Below are 25055 nucleotides of genomic sequence, written 5' to 3'. Positions count from 1 at the left end.
CTTCCGGGCTTTTTTATCGTCTAAATTGTACTTTAGGCTTTACGACGTCTTCTCAGCGCCACTAGTGGTAACGCGAGTAAACTAAGCCAAGACCAGCTTGCAGATTGACGCTCATATGTTTCTGCCTCAGGTGGTGTACAGTTTTCTGGTTCACCAGAAATTGGGGTAAGTAGAACAGGTAAACTTACCGACTCATACTCAGTCTCGCCCTTACTGTCCTTCTCAATTTCACCCAACGTATTGCGTCTTTCAACCGTTTTGGTCGCAATCGCATATATCTTGTTGTCATCAGTGATCTTCACAGCTTCTGCAATGGTGTAAGGGAAAGAATCGTTCTTACAAGGAAGAAGTGAGTTTATATTCACTAGTTTTTCTGCACCAATTTCATATAGAAACGCTTCACGACGACGGTTAGAACCACTCTTTTCTGTAACACCTTGGCCTACAACAAAGCCATTATTATTGATATCTGTGATTGCTGTCGCCGACCCTTCGAAGTATGCAGGCATTTCTTTGAACTCAGCGGTATTCGCATTAAAATAAAAACCTGTTGAGTCATAATCTCTTGAACTACCAGTAAAACGTCCAAACACACCAACAATCGTGCCATTGTCGTTCACATCTACCGCTTGGCTGTATTCGATATAACTCTCAACCTCTTTAATACGCTTAATTTCATTATTAGTAAAGTAAACGGCTTGTTCGTAAGGTAGAAGGTCATCGTTACTTTGACGACGTGCACGAGAATAACCAACCGTTAATCCCGTCCCATTAGTTGCCACAGCCATGCTTGAATAGGCTCGATCATCATCTTCATCTGGTGTAAAACCAAGTCCAAGATCCGTTGCACTGACTAAGTTAAAATCGTTATCAAACGTCCACTTGTAGGCTCGAGTATGATACGGCGAGGTCAACCTTTGAATACACACATCGACTGGTTCATCCACACCATCACAACTATCTTCTATATTTTCTGTTGCTCTTTGCGATAACGAAGTTGAACTTTGTCCCACAACAATATAGCCGCCATCAGCGGTTTGTTTGATATCAGTGGCAAGAGAAAGGCCGCCGTATTCTGTAAAGGCAGGCTCTAACCTAATTTTCTCTCCAGCTGGTGTAACTAAAATACCTTTATTTCGCCAATCACGTACAAAATAAGTTTCTTCTTCTGTTTCACCCTCAGGAGTAAAAGTTATCTTTTTAAAAGGTGCAGAACCCCAGCCCACTATTGTACCGTCTTCTGCGATGCTTGTAAGATAGTTAGTGACCGAGCGAGTGAGTCCTTCATAATCAGGAGATTGTTCATCAAATACCACAAACTCTTCTGCGGTATTATTGTTATATGTCAAAGAAATTGCTCTTTCAATTCTTTGATATTCTTGGCTAACTACTCTACTTGAATTCATAACATAAGACAGCATAAATGCATGAGCTTGAGCATTCGTATTAGCTGCATCATTGTTTTGAATATCTTCTAATGTGAAGGTGATTTCTTCTTCGATCAGCTCGTACTGCTTTTTTGTACTGTCGTAATAATTTTTGAGTGTTGAATCATCGAAGTCGATATACGACACATCAATCTTTACACCAAATAAATTGGAAGCGTGACCAATCACGTCTCCAGCTTCATTGGCATCTGACACGTAGCTATATTTGCTATTATCATGTCTTGGTAATTCAGTTAACTGATAGGTGGCAGCGGCCGCCTGTTGTGAAAGGGCTACGGCGACACTCGCGGCTAAAAGTTTAAATTTCATTTTAATCCTTACTGCTGATTCTGTAATGCTTCTAGTTCTTCCCAGCGTTCAAACGCGGCTTCCAGCTTCGACTCTAGCTCAGTCAAATGGTTCAATGCCTTGTGGGTCGTTTCTTGATCTTGTTTAAAGAAGTCTGGATCGCTGACCAGTGTTTGTTGTTTGTTCACTGCCTCTTCAAGTTCCTCTACTTTACTGGGCAACGACTCTAATTCAAGTTTTAATTTGTAACTCAGCTTATTTGAACGAGCAGGCGCAGCTGCCTTTTTAGTCTCGGCCTGTTGCTGCTTTTCTTGATGAACCTTTTGTACTTCTTTCTTTTGCTGCTCTCGTCTTTGCTGATACAGCTCAAAATCACTATAGCCGCCAACAATTTCCGTCACTAGGCCTTCGCCTTCGAATGCCCACACACTGCCACAGGTATTATCGATAAACTCTCGGTCGTGGCTGACGACCAGCACTGTGCCCTGGTATTGGTTTAAGATTTCTTCAAGTAGTTCAAGCGTCTCAATATCCAAGTCGTTGGTCGGTTCGTCCAGCACAATAATATTTGAAGGCTTAAGGAAGAGCTTAGCAAGTAATAAGCGGTTTTTTTCACCGCCCGATAATGCCTTTACAGGAGTTCGAGCTCGCGCAGGCGGAAATAAAAAGTCTTGCAGATAGCCAAGTACATGACGCGAGCGGCCGCCCATCATTACTTCTTGCTTACCTTCTGCGACATTATCCTGCACAGTTGCTTCTTCATCCAATTTTTCACGGTATTGATCGAAGTACGCAACTTCCAGATTCACGCCTTGTTTTACACTGCCTGCGTCAGGTTTAATATCACCAAAAAGCATTTTTAACAGCGTAGTTTTACCTGCTCCATTTGGACCGACCAAGCCAATACGGTCGCCACGCATCACCAGCGTTGAAAAGTCCTTCACAATGCATTTTTCTTGGAATGCTTTGTCTAAATGTTTCGCTTCAAAGACCAGCTTACCGGAACGATCCGCCGTCTCGATGTTGAAGTCTGTCTTACCTTGCTGCTCGATGCGTTGCTTGCGCTCAACACGAAGCGCTTTTAGTGCTCGCACACGCCCTTCGTTACGAGTTCGCCGGGCCTTGATCCCTTGCCTTATCCAGGTTTCTTCTTCGGCAAGCTTTTTATCAAACAAGGCATTCTGTTGCTCTTCCACTTTTAAATCATGGGCTTTTTGTTCTAGATATTGCGCATAATCTCCAGGGTATGAAACCAACTTGCCACGGTCTAAATCTAAAATTCGAGTCGCCATTGCGCGAATAAAGGCACGGTCGTGGGAAATAAACACTATCCCCCCCTTAAACTCTTTCAGGAATTGCTCAAGCCAGATAACACTTTGCATATCAAGGTGGTTAGTCGGCTCGTCGAGTAGCAGCAAGTCTGGATCGCTCACCAACGCCTTGGCCAGCGCGACTTTGCGTAACCAGCCACCTGAGAGCTCTTCTAGGCGCATATTCGCATCTAATTGCAACTGGCTAAGCACTTGCTTGATCCGTGACTCAAAACGCCACGCATCTTCGCTTTCCAATCGCTGAGTTAAGCGCTCAAGCGAGGTCATCAATTTATCTGACTGGCTGGTTTGTAGTTTTTCACTGACTTCATGAAATTCAATGAGCAGCTCAGCAACATCAGGTAAACCGTTCGCAACATAATCAAAGACCGAGCCATTTGCGCCCTTTGGTGGGTCTTGTTCTAGCCTTGAAACTTTTAATCCACCAACACGGTTGATTTCACCATCATCAAGTTGCACTTGATCATCAAGCACTTTCAGTAACGTTGATTTACCGGCACCGTTTCGGCCCACAATACAAACGCGCTCGCCTGATTCAATAACGGCATCAGCTTGGTCAAGTATAGGGTGTGAGCCAAAAGCCAGTTGGGCTTTAGCAATTCGAATGAGATCCATATTAGTCTATAAATTCTTGTAGTTGTTGTTGAGTAAAAGGCCAGCCAAGTTCCTGACCTGTCTCGCCTTTTTTAATCACTGGAATTCTATATTGATATTCCGTCATCGTCTCTTCACTATCGACGATATCGACGAGTTCAATTTCGGCTTCAGGCAAAAATTGAATTAACATCGCCAATGCTTCTTCACAAAGATGACAACCATCGGTGTGGAATAAGGTACATTTAATCATGACGGATCAACCAGCTGTTGTGAATTTGCTTGTTACGTTTAAAATCCAAAGACAAGGTTTGCGATGAGTATTCCTCAGCAGTTAGGCCAAGTGCCGCAAGTCCCATTTCATCGATTTTAAATCCGCGTTTGTTGTTAGAAAACAGCAGTACACCATTCGGTGCTAATATTTTCTTTACCCAACCAAATAGTTTTAAATGATCTCTTTGCACGTCAAATGCGTCAGACATACGTTTAGAGTTAGAGAATGTTGGTGGGTCTAAGAAAATGAGATCATATTGACCAACGGCTCTTTCAAGCCATTTTAAGCAATCCGCTTGCTCAAATCTGAAACGTGGGTTCTTCAAACCATTTAGCTCAAAGTTTTCTTCAGCCCATTTTAGATAGGTCTTTGACATATCTACTGTGGTAACAGACTTAGCGCCGCCAACTGCGGCGTGCACAGAAGCACTACCTGTGTATGCAAATAGATTCAACACGCGTTTATCTTTCGAATGTTGCTGAATAAACTTGCGAGCTAAGCGGTGGTCAAGGAATAGACCCGTATCAAGATAATCAAATAGGTTAACCTTGAACTTAGCACCGTACTCTTCTACTACCTCAGTGCGGTTTTGCTTGTCCAGGGCTTTGTATTGTTCTTGGCCTTTTTGGCGCTTTCTTACTTTTACCGCGATGTTTAGCGGGTCGATATTAAGCTGCTCGGCGGTAAGTGTGATCACGTCTTGCAAACGTTTTTGCGCAACACTATCGTCAATTTCTTTTGGCGCTTTGTATTCAAAGATGACTGCGTTATCGTTATAAATATCAACTGCAACATTGTATTCAGGGATATCCGCGTCATAAACACGATACGCATTAATGTCTTCTTTTTTCAGCCAAGATTTTAAGCCTTGTAGATTTTTCTTCAAGCGGTTGCCAAACGCAGTCGAGCCTTCAAAATTAAGCCCACTGCTCTGTTTATTTTGCTGTACCTGCATTTCATTCATTTCATACAAGTTAAGCAGCACGTCGAGCGGGCCATTTTTGAATTTATAAGACTTTTTACGCGCTAGTTTTAGCACTTTTAATAGGCTTTCTTCACTCGCAAGTAACGCCAAACTCCAGTCTTTATAGTGCTTTTTAAAGGCGATACCCATATTGCGATATAGCGTAATAATTTCAGCCATACCACCTAGACGTTCACCATAAGGTAAGTTACTCAGCACAGTGCCGGGGCGTTTAGCAGCAAGGCTAAGCTGATTGGCATCTTCAAACTTAAACTTTATATGTGACTCAACGCCTGCGCGCTTGGCATTACGCTCAGCAATTGACAGCACACGTTCATCGATATCACTACCGATCAGCCATAAGCTCTTTTGCTCTGGTTGTACATTTAATTGTGCTTTAAGCTCGGTGAACTTACTTTCACGAAAACTCGGCAGGCGTTTAAAGGCAAAGTCTTTATTGAGGTTAGTAGGTAAACCAAGTGCCATAGAAGCCGCTTCTATCAATAACGTGCCAGAACCACAGCAGGGATCAAAAAGCGGCTTATTAGTATCTTCAAGCCAGCCGCTACGTTTAACCAGCGCTGCCGCTAAATGTTCACGAATTGGCGCTTTACCTTGTTTGTCACGATAACCTCTATCAGATAAGCGAGGTCCCGAGAAATCGATATATAGCGCACAGCCTTGCTTAGATAATTTCGCTATGATGCGAATATCAGGTGTCTGTTTGTCAACATCTGGACGTTGTTCAAACAGGTCATTGAAGTAGTCAACGATCCCATCCTTAACCACCAGACCAGAGAATTGCGTATTTTTTAGCGCATTATTCGTACCATTAAACTCTACTGCAAAGGTCTGCTTTGGGCTAAACCAATCTTGCCATGCCTGAAAACGAACAAACTTGTAGAGAGAATCTTTGTCATTCACTTCTGGTTTGTCATCGATAAGCAACATCACGCGCGTTGCAAATCGTGTCATCATACAGAACTTTTGTACGTCTAGATTAGCGCCTGTGAACTTAACTGAACCAACGGTTTGCTTGTTTATTTCAAAACCAAACTCGGTTAATTCTTCAACCAGTAACTGCTCTACACCAATAGATGTCAATGCGATAAATTGCAATTTGAATACCCTTAAATTTCAACTGGGCGCAGTATAACACACAAGTTATCGTTAGTTATTAGTTGAGCTTGGTTGTATGGGGATAAATTACGTTAAAAATTTAGCAAGCTCAGAAAATCTAACTTATCTAGCGCGCTTATGTCCGAACTCTTGCTTTGGTAATTTTGTAGTAAGTTATGGAGCTCCCCTTTTTCAAACCACACGCCACCACAGCACCCGCACTCACTAAAACTAGCTTCAAAGAGCGTATAGTCTTTAAGTGTATGACCATCATCAGGGCATAATTGTAAAACGTCACGCTCAACCAACGACCGCTTTGCAATAAAATCGGTATAACTAAAATGATAAGTATGTTTAATGGAATCAATAAATTTGCGCGGCAGCCAAATGGCACCGCATGACTGACATTGATAACCGCAATGTCCTTCAGCGTCGGCATAAGTCAGTTTTAATGTTTTATCGCAGAGGCAGCGCATTCTGTTCCCTAGATCAGCAAACAACTCAAATTAGGTACAGATTAATACAGGAAACAATTGCTGGTCAATAAAACGATGGGAAGAACTTGGCTATGCGCTTTGATGAACTCGGTGTGTTAACACAAGAGGCGCTAACCGATCGTTCAGTACTTTTATCGCTTGAAATTGTTCAAGCTCTATTCCCTCATCAAGAATAAATTGCTCGTTCAAGCTTAAACAAAGACTTGATTGACCATCATGCTCGATAATTAGAAACTCGCCGCTGCTTAACTTGGAATTTAAACACACAACTGCCTCACTCACAGGTTCACCACCAAAATATGGCTTAAAAAACCAGCTTTTTGCTTGCATCGGTTGCAGATGAAACTTTGCCGCAGTGGCATTTAAAGCGATTTGGCAGCATCTGGGCTCATTCCAAACACCAAAACCGCAAAGGTAGGAAAATACACTCTGATAAAATTCAGCTTCGCTGAGACTAAAATTGGGATTAGCGGTGGAGTCTTCAGTAAGGTGGCGCAAACGAAAAGGCGTGCAAAGCTGAAGCTCGTCACCCAAATCAATTAACAACCTGTTCCTTTCTGTGCAGCGGATCCATTGCCACTCTTTTGAAGCTTGCAAAACTTCTCTCCCACCAACCAATTAGCTCAACTAGTAAGTGGGAGTATAACGCGAAAAAGGCAATGATGAAATTTTTTATAATAACGTTTTGTTTTGGATCATTTGGTTATATGACCGATCCTTATAAGGACGAAACGATCTTTTTAACAAGCGCTGGCCCTTCATAAATAAAGCCTGTATAGACTTGTACTAAATCTGCACCAGCTGAAAGTTTCTCTTTTGCAGATTCAGCACTGTCAATACCACCTACACCGATGATTGGTAGCTTACCGTCGGTAATACGCTTCAATTCGTTGACAACATGCGTCGATTTTTCACGAACAGGTCTTCCAGACAAACCACCTGCTTCATTACCGTGCTCTAGGTTTTCTACCGTATCTCGGGCTAATGTTGTGTTAGTTGCAATAACACCATCGATACGATTATTAACTAATGATTCTGCGATCTGGGTTAACTGAACGCCATCGACATCTGGTGCGATCTTTACCAACATAGGCACTGACTTGTTATGCTTGGCGATCAGATCCATCTGTTCATTTTTCAGGCTTTGCAATAGATCGTCCAGCGCCTCGCCATATTGTAGATCTCTCAGACCCGGTGTATTTGGTGAAGAGATATTCACGGTGATATATGAGGCATGCTCAAATACTTTTCTCATACAGTGAATGTAGTCATCTTTACCTTGTTCATTCGGTGTATCTTTATTTTTGCCAATGTTGATCCCAAGGATCCCATCATATTTTGCTGCTTTTACATTGTTGACTAGGTAATCAACGCCCTTGTTATTGAATCCCATGCGATTAATAATCGCATTTGCTTCAGGTAGACGAAAGATCCGAGGCTTGTCGTTGCCCGCTTGTGGTCTTGGCGTGACAGTCCCTACTTCAATAAAACCAAAACCCATTTGTGCAAATGCTTCGATACACTCAGCATTTTTATCAAGACCGGCGGCCAACCCTACTGGATTTTTAAACTCTAACCCCAGAAAATTAACCGGTTTGTCTTGAACTGATTGAGACCATGCAAGGCTCATTGGCGTATTCGCAAAGCGGCGCAGGTTGTTTAGGGCAAAATCGTGTGCCCACTCCGCATCTTTATTAAACATAAAACGACGCGCAAGATCGTAAAACATGGTAGCTCCTCAGTATTGATAACGTAATCGACTTAGCTAAAATTACCCAAGCGTAACTTTAGCTAAATGGATTATGCCAATGGCATTAGACAAAAAAATACCCCAGTCAAAGCTGGGGTATTGTAGCGATTTCTAGATTATTTGGAAGTATCGCAGTTATGGCTTAGTAACATTAGCTCACGAAGTGCAACTGAGAACTTAGCAAAGTCATGACTTTGCGACGTCTTAAACTCAGTTAGCATTTGCTGCCAACGGTGTAGTAAGCCTGCTTGCTTATCCATCCACTGTTCAATCTGTTCATTGATATCACTGTCATCACCAGCAAAGCTGTTTAACACAACCTCTGACAATGAACGCTGTTGCCAATCAAGCTCTTCACGATATGAAGCACGAGCAAGCGCCTGCCAATGGTTTGCAACAGGTTGAGCCGTGATTTGGTCAAGGAACCAATGTAGACCCATGTTTGCACCAAGCGTGAAGTAAGTATTAGACACAACACCGATCTTACGACCTGAGCTATGTGCAACTTCCGCTAAGTCCATGACAGAGAACAAGCTTGAAAGTGACACGATACGCAGTGCAATCTCAGCTGGCACACCTTGAGATTCAAGGTCACGTGCTTTATCAACGATCTGCTCGCTTTCATTTGCAACCATGTAGTTGTGTAGATTTGCACTTAAATCTTTAAATGTAGGTGCAAAGAACGCAATGGTTTGCTCGATAGTTTGAGACTTGTCACGGTGACGTAAGAACCAACGCGTTGCACGGCGAACCGTACGACGTAATTGATATAGCATTTCCGTTTGAACTGCCGCTGGGATCTTATTATCAAGCGCAGAAATCGCTGACCACGTTTCCTTCATTTCAAAGATTGCACTTGCAATTGAGTAGCAAACCGCAATTTCTGCATCCGTTGCACCTGTCTCTTCGTGCATACGAACCATGAAGTTTAGACCCATGTCGTTAACGATGTTGTTTGCAAGTTTCGTTGCAATGATCTCTTTACGTAGCGGGTGATTATCCATCGCAGCATTGAAGCGCTCGCGCAGTGGTGCTGGGAACGAGTTCACTAGCAACTGACGGTAGTATGGATTTTCTGAGATCTCATCAACAACCAATGTCTCTTTTAACACCATCTTAGAGTAAGAAACCAATACAGATAGCTCAGGACGCGTTAGGTCTTTACCTGCCGCCGCGCGCTCTGCTAGCTCTTCATCAGTTGGTAAGAATTCGATTGCACGATTTAGCTTGCCGTCTTTTTCAAGTGCATGGATAAAACGTACTTTCTCTTTCAGCGTTGCTGGACCTTTAGACTTAGTAACCGAAAGCGTGTGCGTTTGACGGTAACAATCTTTCAGTACCAATTCTGATACTTCATCAGTCATTGAATACAGTAATTCGTTACGCTGCTTATTCGTCAATTCACCTTCAGCAACTAGGCCGTTAAGTAGGATCTTGATATTAACTTCATTATCCGAACAAGCAACACCACCTACGTTGTCGATAAAGTCAGTGTTGATACGACCGCCGTTTGAAGCAAATTCGATACGACCCAGCTGAGTTGCACCTAAGTTACCACCTTCACCAAAGATCTTCGCACCAAGCTCACCGCCGTTGATACGTAGCGCGTCGTTTGCACGGTCGCCTACTTCAGCGTCAGTTTCAGATTTAGACTTGATGTAAGTACCGATACCACCATTCCACAGCAAATCAACTGGCATCTTTAACAATGCTTTGATCAACTCGTTAGGTGTCATGCTCGATTTCTTAGTGCCTATCATCTTCTTCATTTCAGCGCTTAGCGTAATTGCTTTCGCTGCACGAGAGAAAATACCACCGCCCTCAGAAATTAGATCCTTATTATAATCTTCCCAACTTGAACGTGGCAGATTAAATAGACGCTCACGCTCTACATACGAGCTTGCCGCATCTGGGTTTGGATCGATAAAGATGTGCATGTGGTTAAATGCCGCTTGTAAACGAATGTGCTTAGATAGCAGCATCCCGTTACCAAATACGTCACCGCCCATGTCACCGATACCAACCGCTGTGAAATCAGTTGTTTGACAGTCAACGTCCATTTCACGGAAGTGACGCTTAACCGATTCCCAACCGCCTTTAGCAGTAATACCCATCTTCTTGTGGTCGTAACCAACTGAACCACCTGACGCGAAAGCGTCACCAAGCCAGAAGTTATAAGACTCAGCGATACCATTTGCGATATCAGAGAAAGTCGCAGTCCCTTTGTCCGCTGCAACAACTAGGTATGGGTCGTCTTCGTCGTGACGTACAACATCCACTGGCGGCACAATGTCACCATGTACGATGTTATCTGTGATGTCTAGTAGACCACGGATGAAGATCTTGTAACACTCTTGGCCTTCTTTGAAGAACGCTTCACGTTCAGTTGGAAGTTGTTTACAAACAAAACCGCCTTTAGAACCCACAGGGACGATAACCGTATTCTTAACCTGCTGTGCTTTAACTAGGCCAAGTACTTCTGTGCGGAAATCTTCACGACGGTCTGACCAACGTAGACCACCACGAGCCACTTTACCACCACGTAGGTGAACACCTTCTACGCGTGGAGAGTATACGAAAATTTCAAACGCTGGTAATGGCAATGGCATATCTGGCACTGCGCTTGGCTGGATCTTGAATGACGTATACGACTTATTCGTGCCATCAGCTTCTTTTTGATAGAAGTTAGTACGCAGCGTTGCATTGATCATATCAACGTACAAACGAATGATACGGTCATCATCTAGATTCGCTACGTTTTCAAGCTCTAGGTAGATAGCATCAACAACCTTCTGAAGTGCCTTTTCAGTAGCAACTTTCTTCGGTGCAAACTTCTTCACGAATAGATCAACGATCATCGCTGCAATGTGCGGGTAGCGGTCAAATGTATTCTCGATGTAAGACTGCGAGAACGTCACACCAATTTGGCGCATGTATTTAGCATATGCGCGCAGGATAGATGCTTCACGACCAGTTAGACCACCTAATAACACTAAACGGTTGAAACCATCGTTTTCTAGGCGGTTATTCCACACATTGGTCAATGCCGCACGGAAACGTGCTGATACTTTGTCAAAATCAGTGATCCCTTTGCTGTCGATAAGCATAGAGAAATCCATGATCCAGTTTACTTGACCATCAGTCGTCTTCACCGCGTATGGTGTTTCACCAATAACACGTAGACCAAAGTTCTCAAGCATTGGCATCACGTCTGATAAGTGAATAGGCTCTGCTTTATGGAACAAGCTCAAACGAACAAGTTGTGACGTTGCTTCTTCCTGAGGTCTGTAGAACAGCATCTCAAGTTTGTTGTCATCATTTAGTTGCTCTAGCTTTTCGATGTCTACGACTGCTGCGCTTGGCAATACTTGGTCTTTATAAGCAGACTGGAAGGCATTCGTATATTTACGGTTTAACTCGTTACCACGAGACTCACCCGTTCTTTCAAGAAGTGCAGATTGTAGCTTGTCTTCCCAAGTACGAGCGGCTTCTACCAAGTTATTTTCAATTTCTTTCACGTTGTAATCTATGTTGTTGTCATCAACACGCACGATGTAATGCGTACGCGCTAGTGTTGATTCAGAGAAAAAGGTGGTGAACTCTACTTTGTCGCTAGACTTAAATGCACGGCCTAGCAGTTGTTGAGTTTCACGGCGTAACGCAGTGTTGTATCGCTCTCTCGGCACATAAACCATACAAGAGAAGAAACGACCATACACATCCTTACGCACAAATAAGCGACACATGTCACGCTCTTGAGTTTGTAGAACGCCCATTGCCACTTCAAGCAGCTCGCTTTCGCGTGCTTGTACTAACTCATCACGTGGATAGGTTTCAAGAATGTTGAGTACCGCCTTGTATGCATGTGTGCCTTTGGCAAAGTCACATTGCTCCATGATACGGTTAATTTTACTCTTAAGTACCGGAACATCTACCGCACTGTTGTTGTAGAAGCTAGAAGAGAACAAGCCAATGAAACGGTCTTCACCAATCACGTTACCTTCATCATCAAAACGCTTGATACCAACATAGTCGATATACGCGGGTCTATGAACGCGTGAAAGTGAATTTGTCTTAGTTAAGATCAACAAGTTGTTACTACGTGCTTCTTTGCGCGCAACTTCAGGCAATTCAGACAATAAACGACTGTGGTCATCACCTGAGTTTTTCATTAGTCCGAGACTTGTGCCTTCAACTGGCTTCAGCTCATAGTCACCTTGAACTGGAGTCAAATCATATTGGCGGTAGCCCATAAAGGTAAAGTTGTCGCTAACCAGCCAGTCTAAAAACTCGACGGCTTCAGCAACTTCTTCTTTTGAACAACTATAATGACGGGTCGGCAGCTCTTTACTTACGCTCACCAATTTATCGCGAATTGGTAGCCAATCAGCAACCGCAACAGAAACATCATTTAAGACAGATTCAAGCTCAGCTGTAAAATCAGCGATCACCGAATCATCTGTTTGCCTGTCGATTTCGATAAAAAATACGGTCTTAGTAGACGTAGATTCTTGTTCTGCTTTTAAGTTAGAAACCGCGGTGATTGCACCGGCATCGTTTCTTTGTAACTTAAGTGGAGAATGAAGTAATAGGTGAGAGACTATGTTTTTGCGATTCATCGCCATGCGCACTGAATCAACCAAAAACGGCATATCTTTAGCGATTATCTCGACAATTGTATGCGATGATTGCCATCCATCCTTTGCAACCTCAGGATTAAAAACGCGAATGACGGCGTCGTCAGACTTGTTTTTATCAAGGGCATTCCAAAGGCTCAATGCTGCGCCGTATAAGTCACTGTCGTTACGATGTGCCAAATCCTCTTTAGACATATTGCTGTACAAGGTTTTGGCAAACGTTTCGACAAGTGACACTTTGTCAGCATGGACTTTTTTATGGATAAGCTTGCAGACGTTATCTAGGATAACAGAAGCTGTGCCTTCATTTTGTGTCATTATGTGTTCCTTAATCTATACCACCTTTGAACGGTAGATTATTTGTACAGCCATTTATTAGCGTGGAGTCAGGTAAATTCTAACCTTTCTGACGCTAATAAACAGCCTTTTTGACGAAAACATTTCAAGCTTTTCAGCTGTTTGCTCATCTATTCACAAAAAATAGATATAAATCGCCAATACCAAATAAAAAGGAGCACAATTATTCACATTATTTTTTCTGGTCAGACCAGATAAGCGTTCCAATTGCCGGTAAAAGCAGCACAGCACCCAGCATATTTACCAAGAACATGAAGGTTAAAAGGATACCCATATCAACCTGGAACTTAAGCGCAGAGAAAATCCATGTGCTTACGCCAATCGCCAATGTGATACCAGTAAACAGTACCGCACTGCCTCGTTCAGCAAGCGCATTTCGATAGGCAACCGACAACGGCATACCTTGCTTAAGCTGTCCCATCATAGAGGATAGAATATAAATGCCGTAATCGACACCTATTCCCACACCCAAAGCAATTACCGGTAGCGTCGATACCGTTAAACCGATTTCAAGCTGCACCATAAGCGCCTGAGCCAGCGTTGATACCACATATAAAGGTAGTACCACTGCGATAGTCGCTCGCACGCTCCTAAAGCTCGCTAGGCACAACAGGATCACCGCGCCGTACACGTAGATCATCATAGGAACCTGCGCCTCGGAAACGGATTCATTTGTTGCCGCCATCACACCGATTGGACCTGATGCTAATTTAAAGGCAACGTCATCAGTTCCCTCTTCTTCTGAGAAAGCTTTTATCTTCGCAATCACATGGTCGATAGATTCGGCCTTATGATCTGCCATAAAGATGATAATAGGCATCACCGAACAATCACCGTTAAGTAGCCCTGAGCTTGTCTCCACTCGAGAGGTAGCTTGAACTAGAGAAGCGGTATTTCTTGGTAACGTCTGCCACTTTAAGTTACCTTCGTTGTACCCAGCATTAACCGCTTGTGCAACGGAGCTTAAAGAAACAGCCGATTGTACACTCGGTAAGTTTTCTACTCGCCATTGGAAACGACTAATACGCTCCATTGTATCGTGCTCGGTACAAGCCGCAGGTGTCGCTTCTACAATGACCTTTAAGATATCAGAAGAAATTGCATAACGGTCTGAGATAAGGAAAGTGTCTTGGTTGTATCTGGCATCTTCATGTAGCGCCGGTGCACCAGCATGTAAATCACCAATACGCATTTTTTCAGATTGCCAGTAGCCAAATGCGAACAATACTGCACTGATAAGTAAAATCACTCTGGCCACTTTTTTGTCTGTGGTTTTCACCAAGGCCTCTCGCATTGCCTCAAACATACCATGGCTGGCGTTTTTACCATCACCAAGTCGCTTAATATTTGCAGACTCAAAGAACGACGCCATCACTGGAAGCAGTACCAAGTTGGTAAAGATAATAACTGCAACCCCTAAACTGGCAGTAATAGCAAGTTCACGAATAATACCGATGTCGATTGCCAGTAAGGTTAAGAAGCCAACGGTGTCAGAAAGTAGAGCAATGCCACCTGGGATAAGTAATGCTTTAAAGCTCGCTTCAGCAGCCACTTTGCAGCTTACCCCTTCCGCTACTTTTTTACCTATCGCGTTGATCATTTGCACACCGTGACTCACGCCAATGGCGAAGACTAAGAAAGGCACCAAAATAGACATGGGATCAACACCAAAGCCCAAAGTACTGAGTAAGCCCATCTGCCAAATCACAGCAATAAATGAACAAACAATCGGAAGCAGCGTAAGCTTAAAGCTCTTACAGAACATCCAGACCATAATAAAGGTAAAAGCAATTGCTAACGCAAAGAAAAGCACTACACCTTTCGCACCATCAGCAATGTCACCGGCCATTTTCGCAAAGCCAATAATATGTATGCTCACTTTGTCAGTGCTAAGAGGCGCTCGGATCTCAGACTCTAATTTTTGCGCAAAGGCTAAGGTATCAAGCTTTTCTTGAGTTTGCGGATCGGTTTCCATTAGCTGAGCGGTTACCATGGCACAAGAATAATCGCTCGCAACCATACGGCCCACAACTTTTGCTTTTTCAATGTTCTGCTTTACAACCGCTAGGCCTTGTTCAGTAGGTTGAAAATTAGCCGGAATAATAGGTCCACCGGCAAAGCCGTCCTCTACCACCTCGACGAATCTCGCACTGGGTGCAAAGATTGAATTCACCAGTGGGCGATTAACACCTGGGATAAAATAGAGCTGATCATGCACAGCCTTTAGCTGAGTGAAAAATGGCTCATTAAAGATGTCACCATCTTTATCACAAACAGAAATAAGAATACTATTTGCACCACCAAACTGTTTTTCGTGCTTCAAGTAAACTTTCATGTATTCATGATTTAGTGGAATATTTTTGTTAAATGAGGCATCGAGCTGAATTTGTGTGGCTTTGAAGCCCAAAAATATCGTCGTCAGTACGAAAAAAGACACGACGGTAATACGATGCCTAAAGATCGCGTATACCAATTGATTTAAAAACGCTTGCATTAGTTGTTCACCTCTACCTCAGCAATCCCCTGCTCCGTCGCCAGAATTAGCTGATTCTTTTTAACCACACCTGCTAAAATAGAGTGGCCGTTTTTTAGTTGTTTTGAGGTTAGCTTACCTGCTTTCAACGTGAATATTACGCCGCTGTTAGCAAACATATAGGTCACATTATCTTTGTGGGTAATACTATTTATTGTCGCCGTTTTTTGAGTATCAAGTTGCACTACTTGCTGTGCATTGCCAATAAATGCGTTGCCCCTAAGGCCTGCAACAATAAGTTGGTTATCTGAGGTTTGATCAACAGCAAAAAATGAACCGCGATAAAAAGGCTCAAATTTTTGCCATGTTTTTCCTAAGTCATCACTTTGTGCCACAAGTCCCATTTCACCGGCAAGGTACATCATGCCTTCGGCGATTAACAGGCGATTAAAATGGGGAAGAATAAACGCCGTTTCTTGTTCATATGCCGCGGGGTCTTGCTCTTTTAAATCGGCTAAGTAGTCGACATCATCGGGGTGAACAAATTCACTGATAAAACGTTTTGTCCAAGACTCACCACCATCAGTGGTTTCAAAAAACATGCCATAAGCACCCACAGCGAAGCCGTGTTGTTGGTCAATAAACTCAATATCAAGACAAGGCTTTTCCAATGTTGGTAGATATTGTTTTAGCGCCCATGTTTTACCACCGTCTGTGGTTTTGATTATGCTAGCGTCGTGGCCACAAGCCCAACCAATATCTTTGCCTTTGAATGTCACAGAGGTCAACAGTGATTGAATTGGCACCTCTGCCTGCGTCCAGTTTTGCCCTTCTTGTTTAATAATTATTGTGCCGTGTTTACCTACCGCAATTAACGCATCACCATTATCTGTAATATCTGTGAAAAGCGTTTGTTCTGGGTGAGCGACCATCAGGGCTGATTCTGCTGAAATCTGATCACTACTTTCGGCTACTGCTACATGCGCCATAGTTAAAATCGAGGCTGCTACTAACTTCTTCATCATGAGAAAACACTCGAGTTGTGAGAGGAAAGGAGGAAGAAGGCTGAAGCGAGGTTGCTTCAGCCTGATAATATTTGATTAACGGCGACCCTCACGGCGCAGCGCACCCTGAGTAAACTCGTTATCGTTGAAAGACTGACTGAAGTCATACATGTCTTCTTCGTTATCTAACCCAATCGCAAGGTAGCGACGAGAGTTTAGATCATGATAGACATCCAACGTACTCCAATGTGTCGGCACTTCGTAGTAATTAAGACCATGTGCCATCGCAACGCGATACATCTGGTCACGGTTATCATAGATATCCGTTACGTGGATTTGCCAGCTATCTTCATCAATATAGAACACACGCTTTTTGTAAATATGGCGAGTACCTTCTTTCAGGTTAGCTTCGACTACCCATACGCGGTGCTTTTCATATCGTACATGCTCAGGGTTAATATGACCGGCCATCAAGATATCATCATACTTCAGCTTGTCGCTATGTAGTTTGTAACTGTTGTAAGGGATATACATCTCTTTTTTACCAACAAGTTTCCAATCATAACGGTTTGGAGAGCCGTTAAACATATCAAAGTCATCTGTTGTACGTAAGCTATCTGACGCAGTTCCTGGTGCATCATATGCAACGTTTGGCGCACGTCTTACACGACGCTGGCCTGCGTTATAGGTCCAAGCCTGACGAGGTGTCAAAATTTGGTCCATGGTTTCATGTACAAGCAATGCAGTTCCAGCAAGACGTGCAGGCTCTGTCACTTGCTGCTTAAACTTAAACAGGATATTTGACTCTTGCAACGCTTCAGGGGTTGCATCTGTTGCAGAGTACTTAACCAATAATTGCTCATCGAAACCGATAATGTTGTAAGCACCTGACTCCGTAGGCATCGCTTGACCGCCGTAACGTGCAATCGACAAGCCACGGAAACGCAATAGGTGGTTCCAGATAGCTTCTAAGCCATCTTTTGGCACTGGAAACGGGATACCGATAGCGGTATTTTTAATGCCGTTACCACCTTCGATCAGCTCTGCTGTAGATGCGTATTTCTTTGTTGCATCATACACAAACTGCGGATAAGAAGCGCTGCGTCTAGTTGGGTAAATGTTCATTTTGAACGTTTCTGGATACGTTTCAAATAGCGCAATTTGACCTGGGCTTAGCAATGACTTGTATTTATCTAAATTTGATTTATCAATTGTGAACAATACTTTGTCATCAGCAAATGGATCTGGATGGTGCATGCCCACTTCATAACCAGCTGGAGGCGCAGTGATCCCACCATTCCAAGCCGGAATACTGCCATCAGCATTACCCGCTTTCTCTGCACCGATAGGCGTCAAGTCTTTACCTAAACGTGCAACTTCGTCAGCGCTCATTTTCGCCATAGCGCTGCTGGCAGATAGCATTGTAATTATTGTTGCTGCGATAAATGTAGGTTTTCTAAACATATCGAAAGCCCTTAAATTGAATACTTAATGTTGAATGAGATGAAATCACGGTCCGCAAAGGTATTCGTCTTACCACCACCCCAAAACGTGTTATAGCCAAAATCAAATGACCACGAATTTAAGTAGTTAAAGTTAAGATTAATGCCTAGCGATTTACGATCCTCAATGAACAAGAACATAGGATCCGGGGTGATACCGTTAACATCATGTGAGAACACTACACGTGGAGAAAAATTCACACCACTGAATAGGTTGTTATACTCACCCTTAGCAATAAGGCGATAGCCCCATGCAGAAGCCGATGGGAATGGGTTGGTCTCTGGACCATTTGAAACCGCTTGATGGATAAGATTGTAATCTCGGCCAGAAAGCCCCTCAATCGTGCCACTTCGGCCAGTACCTGAAACATTCAAACGAAGCTCATCGTACTCTGGCATGTCTTTAATAGTAACAGCACCGACTTCACCAACCACTGCCCAGCTATCTGCACCTAGCGATGGTCCGAACAAATGTGTTGCAGTAAACTGTGCTTGAATAGTGTCTCGCAAAATATAACCTTGCGCGACTTCACCAGGACCCACATAAGCAACATCGTCCCCTTGACTAAGCTGAGATAAACCAGCCAAATCATCACGCAGACCCGCAGCGGCTAACTGCTCAACCATACCTGCGTAAAGTAGTTCAACGTCATCTATCTGTAGTGGCTCATCTTGTCTATATGCCACTTCACCAGCAAATGCGGTTTCACCAATCGCAGTATTAAAACTTAAACCATACAGCTTGATGTCTTCTGGGTAGGTAATTTGCGCTTGAGTAAAGGCATTTAGGTTAGTGACATTGTCTGCGGTAATTTGATTTTGTGCGATGTAAGCTAAATCAGCCATGATCGCTTGTCCTGTAAAGTTAGAAGCTTTACCGGAAATCAGAGGTCTACGGCTGTGGTAATTAATGTAATACAAACCAAATTCAGTGTCGTTTAGCTCTGGAGAGAAAATACCTAAGCGTAAACCGTACTGACCACCATCATCAGGTTCGCTCTTACCGTTATTCCCTTTTCCTTTAAGCGCCACTTTAGTCGGATAAGCCATATACATGGACGCTGCAGCACTGCCCACTGCTTCTGCTGTCGGCACTACGCCTTGAGCAACCAATGCGGCAGTTGCATCAGCATATAAACTGTTTAATGCGTCAGTGAGGTGATACAAATCGATATCAGGGTTTGAGGTAAAACCAAGCTGAACATTTTGCATATAACCATTTTCAGATGCAAAATCATTGGTTGAGAAGTAACTACCTGTTGCCGGCAATCTGGTTTCATGCCATTGATACTGATAAAAACCTTCAAGGTTGACGTTTTCAGACAAACCAATCGACGCCCAAAGCATACCGACAGGGATAAAGGCTTCTTTTACTTCAGAGCCAGGGGCTTTCAAGCGGTCAATATCCACTGGGTTGACGTTAATGCCATGGGAAATAAGCGTACTTTCACCCCAGTTAACGACTTGCTGACCTAAACGCACGGAGAGCGGGTTTTTGCCATCATTGAGGTCAAAATCCGCCCAAACAAATGCATCTAGCAAGCGTAAATCCGAACAGACTTGTTTTCTGGTATCGTCGTCTTCACACGGGTCAACTTTTTTGCCTGAAACAGGGTTGCTATACGCAAAATCGCCATCTTCCATCGCAAAATCGTAGAAATACATGAAACGAGTGAACAAACCATAGTTATCTTTGGTAATTGCTAAATCATGGGTACCTTTTAACAACTGAGAGAAAGTATCTCCAGAGTCAAAATTTAGGTTACCAGCATCACCATTATTTGAATAGGCACCCTGTTGTGACCAGATTTGTGACGAAGAATAGATGGTATTGCCAGTGGTTGCTTTATAACCATCCCAGTTAAACTGAGGATGATTACTTTTACCGATGAAATCAAAGTTACGATCTTCAACGCGAATGCTTTGACCATAAGAAAAAGTCGAATCGAAGGTAATTTCGAAATCACCAACCTCAAAACTGGCCGCGTGTACTGACGTGGCGGCAGCTCCCATTACTGCCGCACTAAGACCGAGCATGATTTTGTTTTTCACAAAGAGCGATCTTTTTATCATTATTTCTCCCCCTTTTGGCGGGTCATGTCTAGAGCTTAAGCTCTTAGAGTTATTGTTTTTTGTTGTCTAAACGATAGAAGCGAAACCGCGAAAATACAAATACTGCTCAACTAAATCAACGCTTTTTCGCCTCTAGGGGCGTATTTTACTCTTGGTAAGACGTCCTACCAGATAATTTATAACACGTATTTCAAGCTTATAACAAACTCATTTAACAAAAATAAAATATGTTTTGCAGTTCTACTTCGATTAAGTGACTTTTTCTAACGATAGAAACTTATTGCTATCATCCAAGATGAGACGAAATCTCCCCCTGATCCCAATTGATGAAATAAAGGGGCGAATATGCTCTGCGGGGAAGCGAATGCTCTTCCCCCCATCTTCAATCACTTGCACTGAAGTATAGTGCCCGTAGTAGTAACCGAGGCACTTGTCGTAGCTCAAATCCATGTAAAAGAAGTACTCTTTCATCTACTGCGCTAGCGCCTTCTCTACCTTCTCATATAAGTCGTCGCTTAAGCCTTCTAAGTTAGCCAAACGATTCAACTGTGCCCGCATCAGTTGTTGGCGCGTTTCATCATAACGCTTCCATGACATAAACGGCGTGATCATACGTGACGCATTTTGTGGATTGATGTTGTTTAGCTCCACTAATAAGTCTCCCAATAGCGCATAGCCCTTGCCATCTGTACGATGGAATTGCGCGGGGTTACTTCTTGCGAAGCTTCCTATCAATGCGCGAACACGGTTAGGGTTGCCTTTGTCAAAACAAGGATGCGCATAAAGCGCATTTATATTCGATATCACCTCATCATTAGATAAGCTTGCACTTAATGCAAACCATTTATCCATGACTAGACTATCGTGACGCCATTGACTATCGAATTGACTGAACAAGCTTTCCATCTTTGTGTGCTGCGCGGCGACGGCGGCTTTTAATGATGCCAACTTAGTGGTCATATTGCTTGAAGAAAATTGATTATCTAGCGCGCTGGCAACACTATCGGAATCTGTTTTCGCTAAGTAATAAAGCGCTTTATTTTTAAAGGCTCTGATCGCGACATCCTTTGCTTCTAATGAGCCTGAGTCTTGCAAAGACAAATAAGCATGTTCAAACACCGGTTGCAGTGATTGCGCAATTTGCATTTCAAATGCATCGGAAATTGAAACGAGTTTGTCTACTGGGATAATTTCAAATTGACTAGCTAGCGTATCAAACGTTGGTAAAGTCAATAACTCGGCCAATAGCGCAAGGTCTCCATCTAATGTTTCCACCAATGCGGACAACGCATCGAGTACTTTTGGATCCAGTTTGAAATCGCCTGACGTAACCGCTCGTTTAACTTCGATCATAAAGATTTGCTGCACTGCTTCCCAACGAGCGTAATCACTACGCGCAAAACGCAATATGTGTAGTAACTCATCAATGGTATAGCTGTACTCCATAAGCACAGGCGCTGAGAAATCTTCTAGTAATACAGGAACGGGTTTACTTACAACTTGCTCAAACTCAAACCGCTGTTCAAATTCAGTAATATCTAACGCTCGTTGTATTTCTCCGTGCTTTGTTAGCAACGGAATGCTTTCACCTTGCTCATCCAAAAGCTCTAGCTTAAAAGGAATATGCAGTGGCGCTTTTACGGGGTCGCAATCAGCATGGCTTTGGCTCACCGTAATTGCATATGTTTGCGCCTGTTTGTCATACTCGGTAGCCACTTTTACTCTTGGCGTGCCGAATTGCTCGTACCATAGTTTAAATTGCGTTAAATCAACACCAGAAGCATCCATCATTGCATTAACGAAATCATCGCACGTCACTGCTTGTCCGTCATGACGCTCAAAGTAGAGTTTCATCCCTTTTTGGAAGTTTGCTTCCCCCAATAAGGTATGCATCATGCGGATCACTTCAGCGCCTTTGTTATAAACAGTTACGGTATAGAAGTTATTCATTTCAATAACTTGTTGAGGCCTTATCGGATGTGCCATTGGCCCCGCGTCTTCTGCAAACTGATGTGTACGCATCGCCATTACTGCGTCGATTCGGTTGAGGCCTCGAGAACCTAGATCGCTGCTAAACTCCTGATCTCTAAATACAGTTAGGCCTTCTTTTAAACTAAGCTGAAACCAATCACGGCAAGTAACCCGGTTTCCAGTCCAGTTATGGAAGTATTCATGTCCAACTATCGACTCAATGGTGTGAAAGTCTCGGTCTGTCGCAGTCTCTTGGCTTGCCAACACACAGGCACTATTAAAAACATTTAGTCCCTTGTTTTCCATTGCCCCCATATTGAAAAAATCAACCGCGACAATCATGTATATATCGAGATCGTATTCCAAATCGAACCTTGACTCATCCCACTCCATGGCCTTTTTTAATGACGTCATAGCATGGGGAGCTTTATGTAAATTGCCTTTATCAACAAATAACGCCAACTTCACTTCTCTACCCGATTTAGTGCTGTAATTATCTTCTAATACGTCAAAATCGCCGGCAACTAAGGCAAACAAATAGCTTGGTTTTTTGTGCGGATCGTGCCATTTTGCAAAATGTCTGCCGTCACTTAAGCTCCCTTCTTCAACTTTATTGCCATTTGATAATAAGTAACGATACTTTGACTCACCAATGACCGTCACCGTATATGTCGTCAGTACATCAGGTCTATCCATAAAGTAGGTGATTTTTCTAAAACCTTCCGCTTCACATTGCGTACAATAAGCGCCATCAGAGAGGTATAAACCTTCAAGTGAGGTGTTTGTTTGTGGCGAAATTTTAGTGACAATTTTAAGCTCAAAGGCCTTTGGCAAGTTAGAAAGAATCAATTCTGAGTCAGATTTTTCAAGGCTTTGCCACTCTTCACCATTTACCTGACAAGATACTAACTCTAAGTCGACACCATCTAATATTAATTGTGTCGCATTACTCACCGCGACAACCTGACTTACGGCAGTCACTATGGTATTTCTAGGGCTTAACTCAAAGGTCAAGCAAAGCGTATCAACAGTATGGCTTGGTGCAAGGTAATCTTTAAGAAATTTGGCTTGTGGTTTTTGAGTCATATATATTCCTTACAAAAACGCCCCAAAAAGGGGCGAGTGATAAAACAAATTTGATATCGCCAATTCTAAGGATAGGCGTTTAATTTCTATTTGACCTGTTGGAAAAGGCCTGAGCAAGATTGCAAATGCACTATTTTATGCACGGCCTGCTGTCTCATTTGGTTCTTCTGCGTTTACCGTAGGTGGCGTAATCTTAAGGATCTTGATACCAAGATACGCGTAGATGACCGCCAGCACAGGATTGATCAAGTTAAAGAATGCGTACATGGCATAATCAAACGGATTGATCAGTAGTACGCTCTGCATATATGCGCCGCAGGTGTTCCAAGGGATCAGTGGACTAGTGATTGTGCCACCGTCTTCCAGCGTGCGAGAGAGGTTTACACTCTTCAAACCGCGCTTTTTGTATTCTTCTTTGAACATACGACCAGGAACAACAATCGCGATGTACTGATCCGCGGCAACTAGATTTGTACCAATACAAGTTGCAATAGTCGAGGCAATTAGTGAGCCTGTGCTTTTTGCAATTTTAAGAATGCTGCGTACAAAGACATCAAGTAAGCCAGTTTTTTCCATAATGGCACCAAACATCAATGCCGTCATCACCAGCCAAGTTGTCGTTAGCATTGATGACATGCCACCGCCACTTAACAAGTCGTCCATTTTTGCATCGCCTGTTTGCAATGCAAAACCATCAAAGAAAGTCGCCCACACCAATTTCACATAGCCCACTAACTCGCCTTGGCTAGCATCAATTTGACTTGCAATAAGATCACCTTGGAACAGCACTGCCCATATCGCCCCTATCACCGCGCCGATTGAAATCGCCGGAAAAGCAGGCATCTTCTTGATAGCAAGCCCAAGCAGCACCAGCAAAGGAACTAGCATTAACAGGTTAATGTTGAAATTAGTTTGTAGTATCGAAACAATTTCATCTATTCGCCCCGCTTCACTTGACGCTTCAGCATTGAAGCCCATGACAATAAATATAATAAGTGCGATTACAAAGCTAGGTACTGTGGTCCAAAGCATATGTTGAATATGATCAAATAAATCACTACCGGCAACTGCAGGCGCTAAGTTTGTGGTTTCAGATAATGGACTTAACTTATCGCCAAAATAGGCACCTGAAATGACTGCACCTGCGGTTACGACCTGATCTAAGCCAAGCCCAGTCGCTACACCTAATAGCGCTACACCTATGGTTGCGGCCGTCGTCCACGAGCTACCTATACTCATCGCCACAATCCCACAAATCAAACAACTCGCGGCATAAAACCAACTTGGATTGATAATTTGTAGTCCGTAATAAATCAGTGTGGGAACGGTACCAGACAGCAGCCAAGTACCTATTAGGGCACCTACCATCAATAAAATGATAATGGCACCAAGAGAGATAGTGATCCCCTTTATCATCGCTTCTTCAAGCGTCTTCCACGTAAAACCATTTTTTAGGCCGACGAGCGCCGCAGTGAATGTTGCAAAAAGCAAGGCTATTTGGTTTGGACCTGATGATGAACTGTCACCATAGAGGTACACCGCAGCACCGAGCAAAGCGACCAACAAAGTGATCGGAATAAGAGCGTCAATAAATGACGGCTGTTTTTGTTGTTTCAAAAGGAATACTCCTACGCACGACGACCCATGCTTATAATTATTTTATTTGCAGTATACCGTTTTGAGCCGT

The 25055-nt window shown here is 43.2% G+C and carries 15 protein-coding genes; all 15 read right to left on the bottom strand.

The window, feature by feature from the left end:
* Positions 1–32: 32 nt before the first annotated feature.
* A complete protein-coding gene (locus GSF04_RS13260; protein WP_211859763.1) occupies positions 33–1757 on the bottom strand; it encodes a DUF3466 family protein in 1725 nt (574 codons plus the stop codon).
* Positions 1758–1765: 8 nt separating this feature from the next.
* Positions 1766–3682, bottom strand: a complete 1917-nt coding sequence (locus tag GSF04_RS13255; protein WP_211859762.1) for an ABC transporter ATP-binding protein — start codon at positions 3680–3682, stop codon at positions 1766–1768.
* Between the two features lies 1 nt (position 3683).
* The gene (locus GSF04_RS13250) at positions 3684–3914 is read right to left on the bottom strand and encodes a glutaredoxin family protein (RefSeq protein ID WP_045989052.1); all 231 of its coding nucleotides are present in this window, start codon (positions 3912–3914) and stop codon (positions 3684–3686) included.
* The gene (gene rlmKL, locus GSF04_RS13245) at positions 3907–6018 is read right to left on the bottom strand and encodes a bifunctional 23S rRNA (guanine(2069)-N(7))-methyltransferase RlmK/23S rRNA (guanine(2445)-N(2))-methyltransferase RlmL (RefSeq protein WP_211859761.1); all 2112 of its coding nucleotides are present in this window, start codon (positions 6016–6018) and stop codon (positions 3907–3909) included. Before rlmKL ends, GSF04_RS13250 begins: the two co-directional genes overlap by 8 nt.
* A gap of 92 nt (positions 6019–6110) precedes the next feature.
* The gene (locus GSF04_RS13240) at positions 6111–6494 is read right to left on the bottom strand and encodes a zf-TFIIB domain-containing protein (RefSeq protein WP_130126232.1); all 384 of its coding nucleotides are present in this window, start codon (positions 6492–6494) and stop codon (positions 6111–6113) included.
* 90 nt (positions 6495–6584) lie between these two features.
* Positions 6585–7061, bottom strand: coding sequence for a cell division protein ZapC domain-containing protein (locus GSF04_RS13235; protein WP_249122488.1), 477 nt, complete (start codon positions 7059–7061; stop codon positions 6585–6587).
* Positions 7062–7233: 172 nt separating this feature from the next.
* Positions 7234–8244 (bottom strand): quinone-dependent dihydroorotate dehydrogenase, encoded by a 1011-nt coding sequence (gene pyrD, locus GSF04_RS13230; RefSeq protein WP_211859759.1) that lies wholly within the window; start codon positions 8242–8244, stop codon positions 7234–7236.
* Between the two features lie 137 nt (positions 8245–8381).
* Entirely contained in the window at positions 8382–13220 is a 4839-nt protein-coding gene (locus tag GSF04_RS13225) for an NAD-glutamate dehydrogenase (RefSeq protein WP_039495730.1), read from the bottom strand.
* A gap of 211 nt (positions 13221–13431) precedes the next feature.
* Positions 13432–15753 (bottom strand): MMPL family transporter, encoded by a 2322-nt coding sequence (locus GSF04_RS13220; RefSeq protein WP_045989048.1) that lies wholly within the window; start codon positions 15751–15753, stop codon positions 13432–13434.
* A complete protein-coding gene (locus GSF04_RS13215) occupies positions 15753–16754 on the bottom strand; it encodes a YCF48-related protein (protein WP_249122501.1) in 1002 nt (333 codons plus the stop codon). The genes GSF04_RS13220 and GSF04_RS13215 overlap by 1 nt, the downstream gene beginning before the upstream one ends.
* 78 nt (positions 16755–16832) lie before the next feature.
* On the bottom strand, positions 16833–18200 hold the full coding sequence (locus GSF04_RS13210) for a DUF1329 domain-containing protein (protein ID WP_039495726.1): 1368 nt from the start codon (positions 18198–18200) through the stop codon (positions 16833–16835).
* An 11-nt stretch (positions 18201–18211) separates the two neighbouring features.
* Positions 18212–20311 (bottom strand): DUF1302 domain-containing protein, encoded by a 2100-nt coding sequence (locus tag GSF04_RS13205; protein ID WP_211859758.1) that lies wholly within the window; start codon positions 20309–20311, stop codon positions 18212–18214.
* Positions 20312–20560: 249 nt separating this feature from the next.
* On the bottom strand, positions 20561–20782 hold the full coding sequence (locus GSF04_RS13200) for a DUF2835 domain-containing protein (RefSeq protein ID WP_211859757.1): 222 nt from the start codon (positions 20780–20782) through the stop codon (positions 20561–20563).
* Complete coding sequence (gene pepN / locus GSF04_RS13195) at positions 20783–23368, bottom strand: aminopeptidase N (RefSeq protein WP_211859756.1); 2586 nt, start codon at positions 23366–23368, stop codon at positions 20783–20785. It lies immediately after the preceding gene.
* A 135-nt stretch (positions 23369–23503) separates the two neighbouring features.
* Positions 23504–24985: a Na+/H+ antiporter NhaC gene (gene nhaC, locus GSF04_RS13190; protein WP_039495721.1), complete on the bottom strand. Its 1482-nt coding sequence runs from the start codon at positions 24983–24985 to the stop codon at positions 23504–23506.
* Positions 24986–25055 lie beyond the last annotated feature (70 nt).

Origin of the sequence: Pseudoalteromonas sp. A22 (assembly GCF_018141345.1) — a bacterium.
In the GTDB taxonomy this organism is placed as follows: Bacteria; Pseudomonadota; Gammaproteobacteria; order Enterobacterales; family Alteromonadaceae; genus Pseudoalteromonas; species Pseudoalteromonas maricaloris.
Note: the sequence above shows the minus strand (reverse complement) of the source record. Positions and strands in the feature narration are given on the sequence as shown.

Coding starts and splice junctions, on each gene's coding strand:
- GSF04_RS13250 (WP_045989052.1), bottom strand. CDS start 3,914: ATGATTAAATGTACCTTATTCCACACCGATGGTTGTCATCTTTGTGAA.
- GSF04_RS13200 (WP_211859757.1), bottom strand. CDS start 20,782: ATGAAAGAGTACTTCTTTTACATGGATTTGAGCTACGACAAGTGCCTC.
- GSF04_RS13225 (WP_039495730.1), bottom strand. CDS start 13,220: ATGACACAAAATGAAGGCACAGCTTCTGTTATCCTAGATAACGTCTGC.
- GSF04_RS13240 (WP_130126232.1), bottom strand. CDS start 6,494: ATGCGCTGCCTCTGCGATAAAACATTAAAACTGACTTATGCCGACGCT.
- GSF04_RS13220 (WP_045989048.1), bottom strand. CDS start 15,753: ATGCAAGCGTTTTTAAATCAATTGGTATACGCGATCTTTAGGCATCGT.
- pepN (WP_211859756.1), bottom strand. CDS start 23,368: ATGACTCAAAAACCACAAGCCAAATTTCTTAAAGATTACCTTGCACCA.
- GSF04_RS13205 (WP_211859758.1), bottom strand. CDS start 20,311: ATGATAAAAAGATCGCTCTTTGTGAAAAACAAAATCATGCTCGGTCTT.
- GSF04_RS13255 (WP_211859762.1), bottom strand. CDS start 3,682: ATGGATCTCATTCGAATTGCTAAAGCCCAACTGGCTTTTGGCTCACAC.
- GSF04_RS13210 (WP_039495726.1), bottom strand. CDS start 18,200: ATGTTTAGAAAACCTACATTTATCGCAGCAACAATAATTACAATGCTA.
- pyrD (WP_211859759.1), bottom strand. CDS start 8,244: ATGTTTTACGATCTTGCGCGTCGTTTTATGTTTAATAAAGATGCGGAG.
- GSF04_RS13215 (WP_249122501.1), bottom strand. CDS start 16,754: ATGAAGAAGTTAGTAGCAGCCTCGATTTTAACTATGGCGCATGTAGCA.
- GSF04_RS13260 (WP_211859763.1), bottom strand. CDS start 1,757: ATGAAATTTAAACTTTTAGCCGCGAGTGTCGCCGTAGCCCTTTCACAA.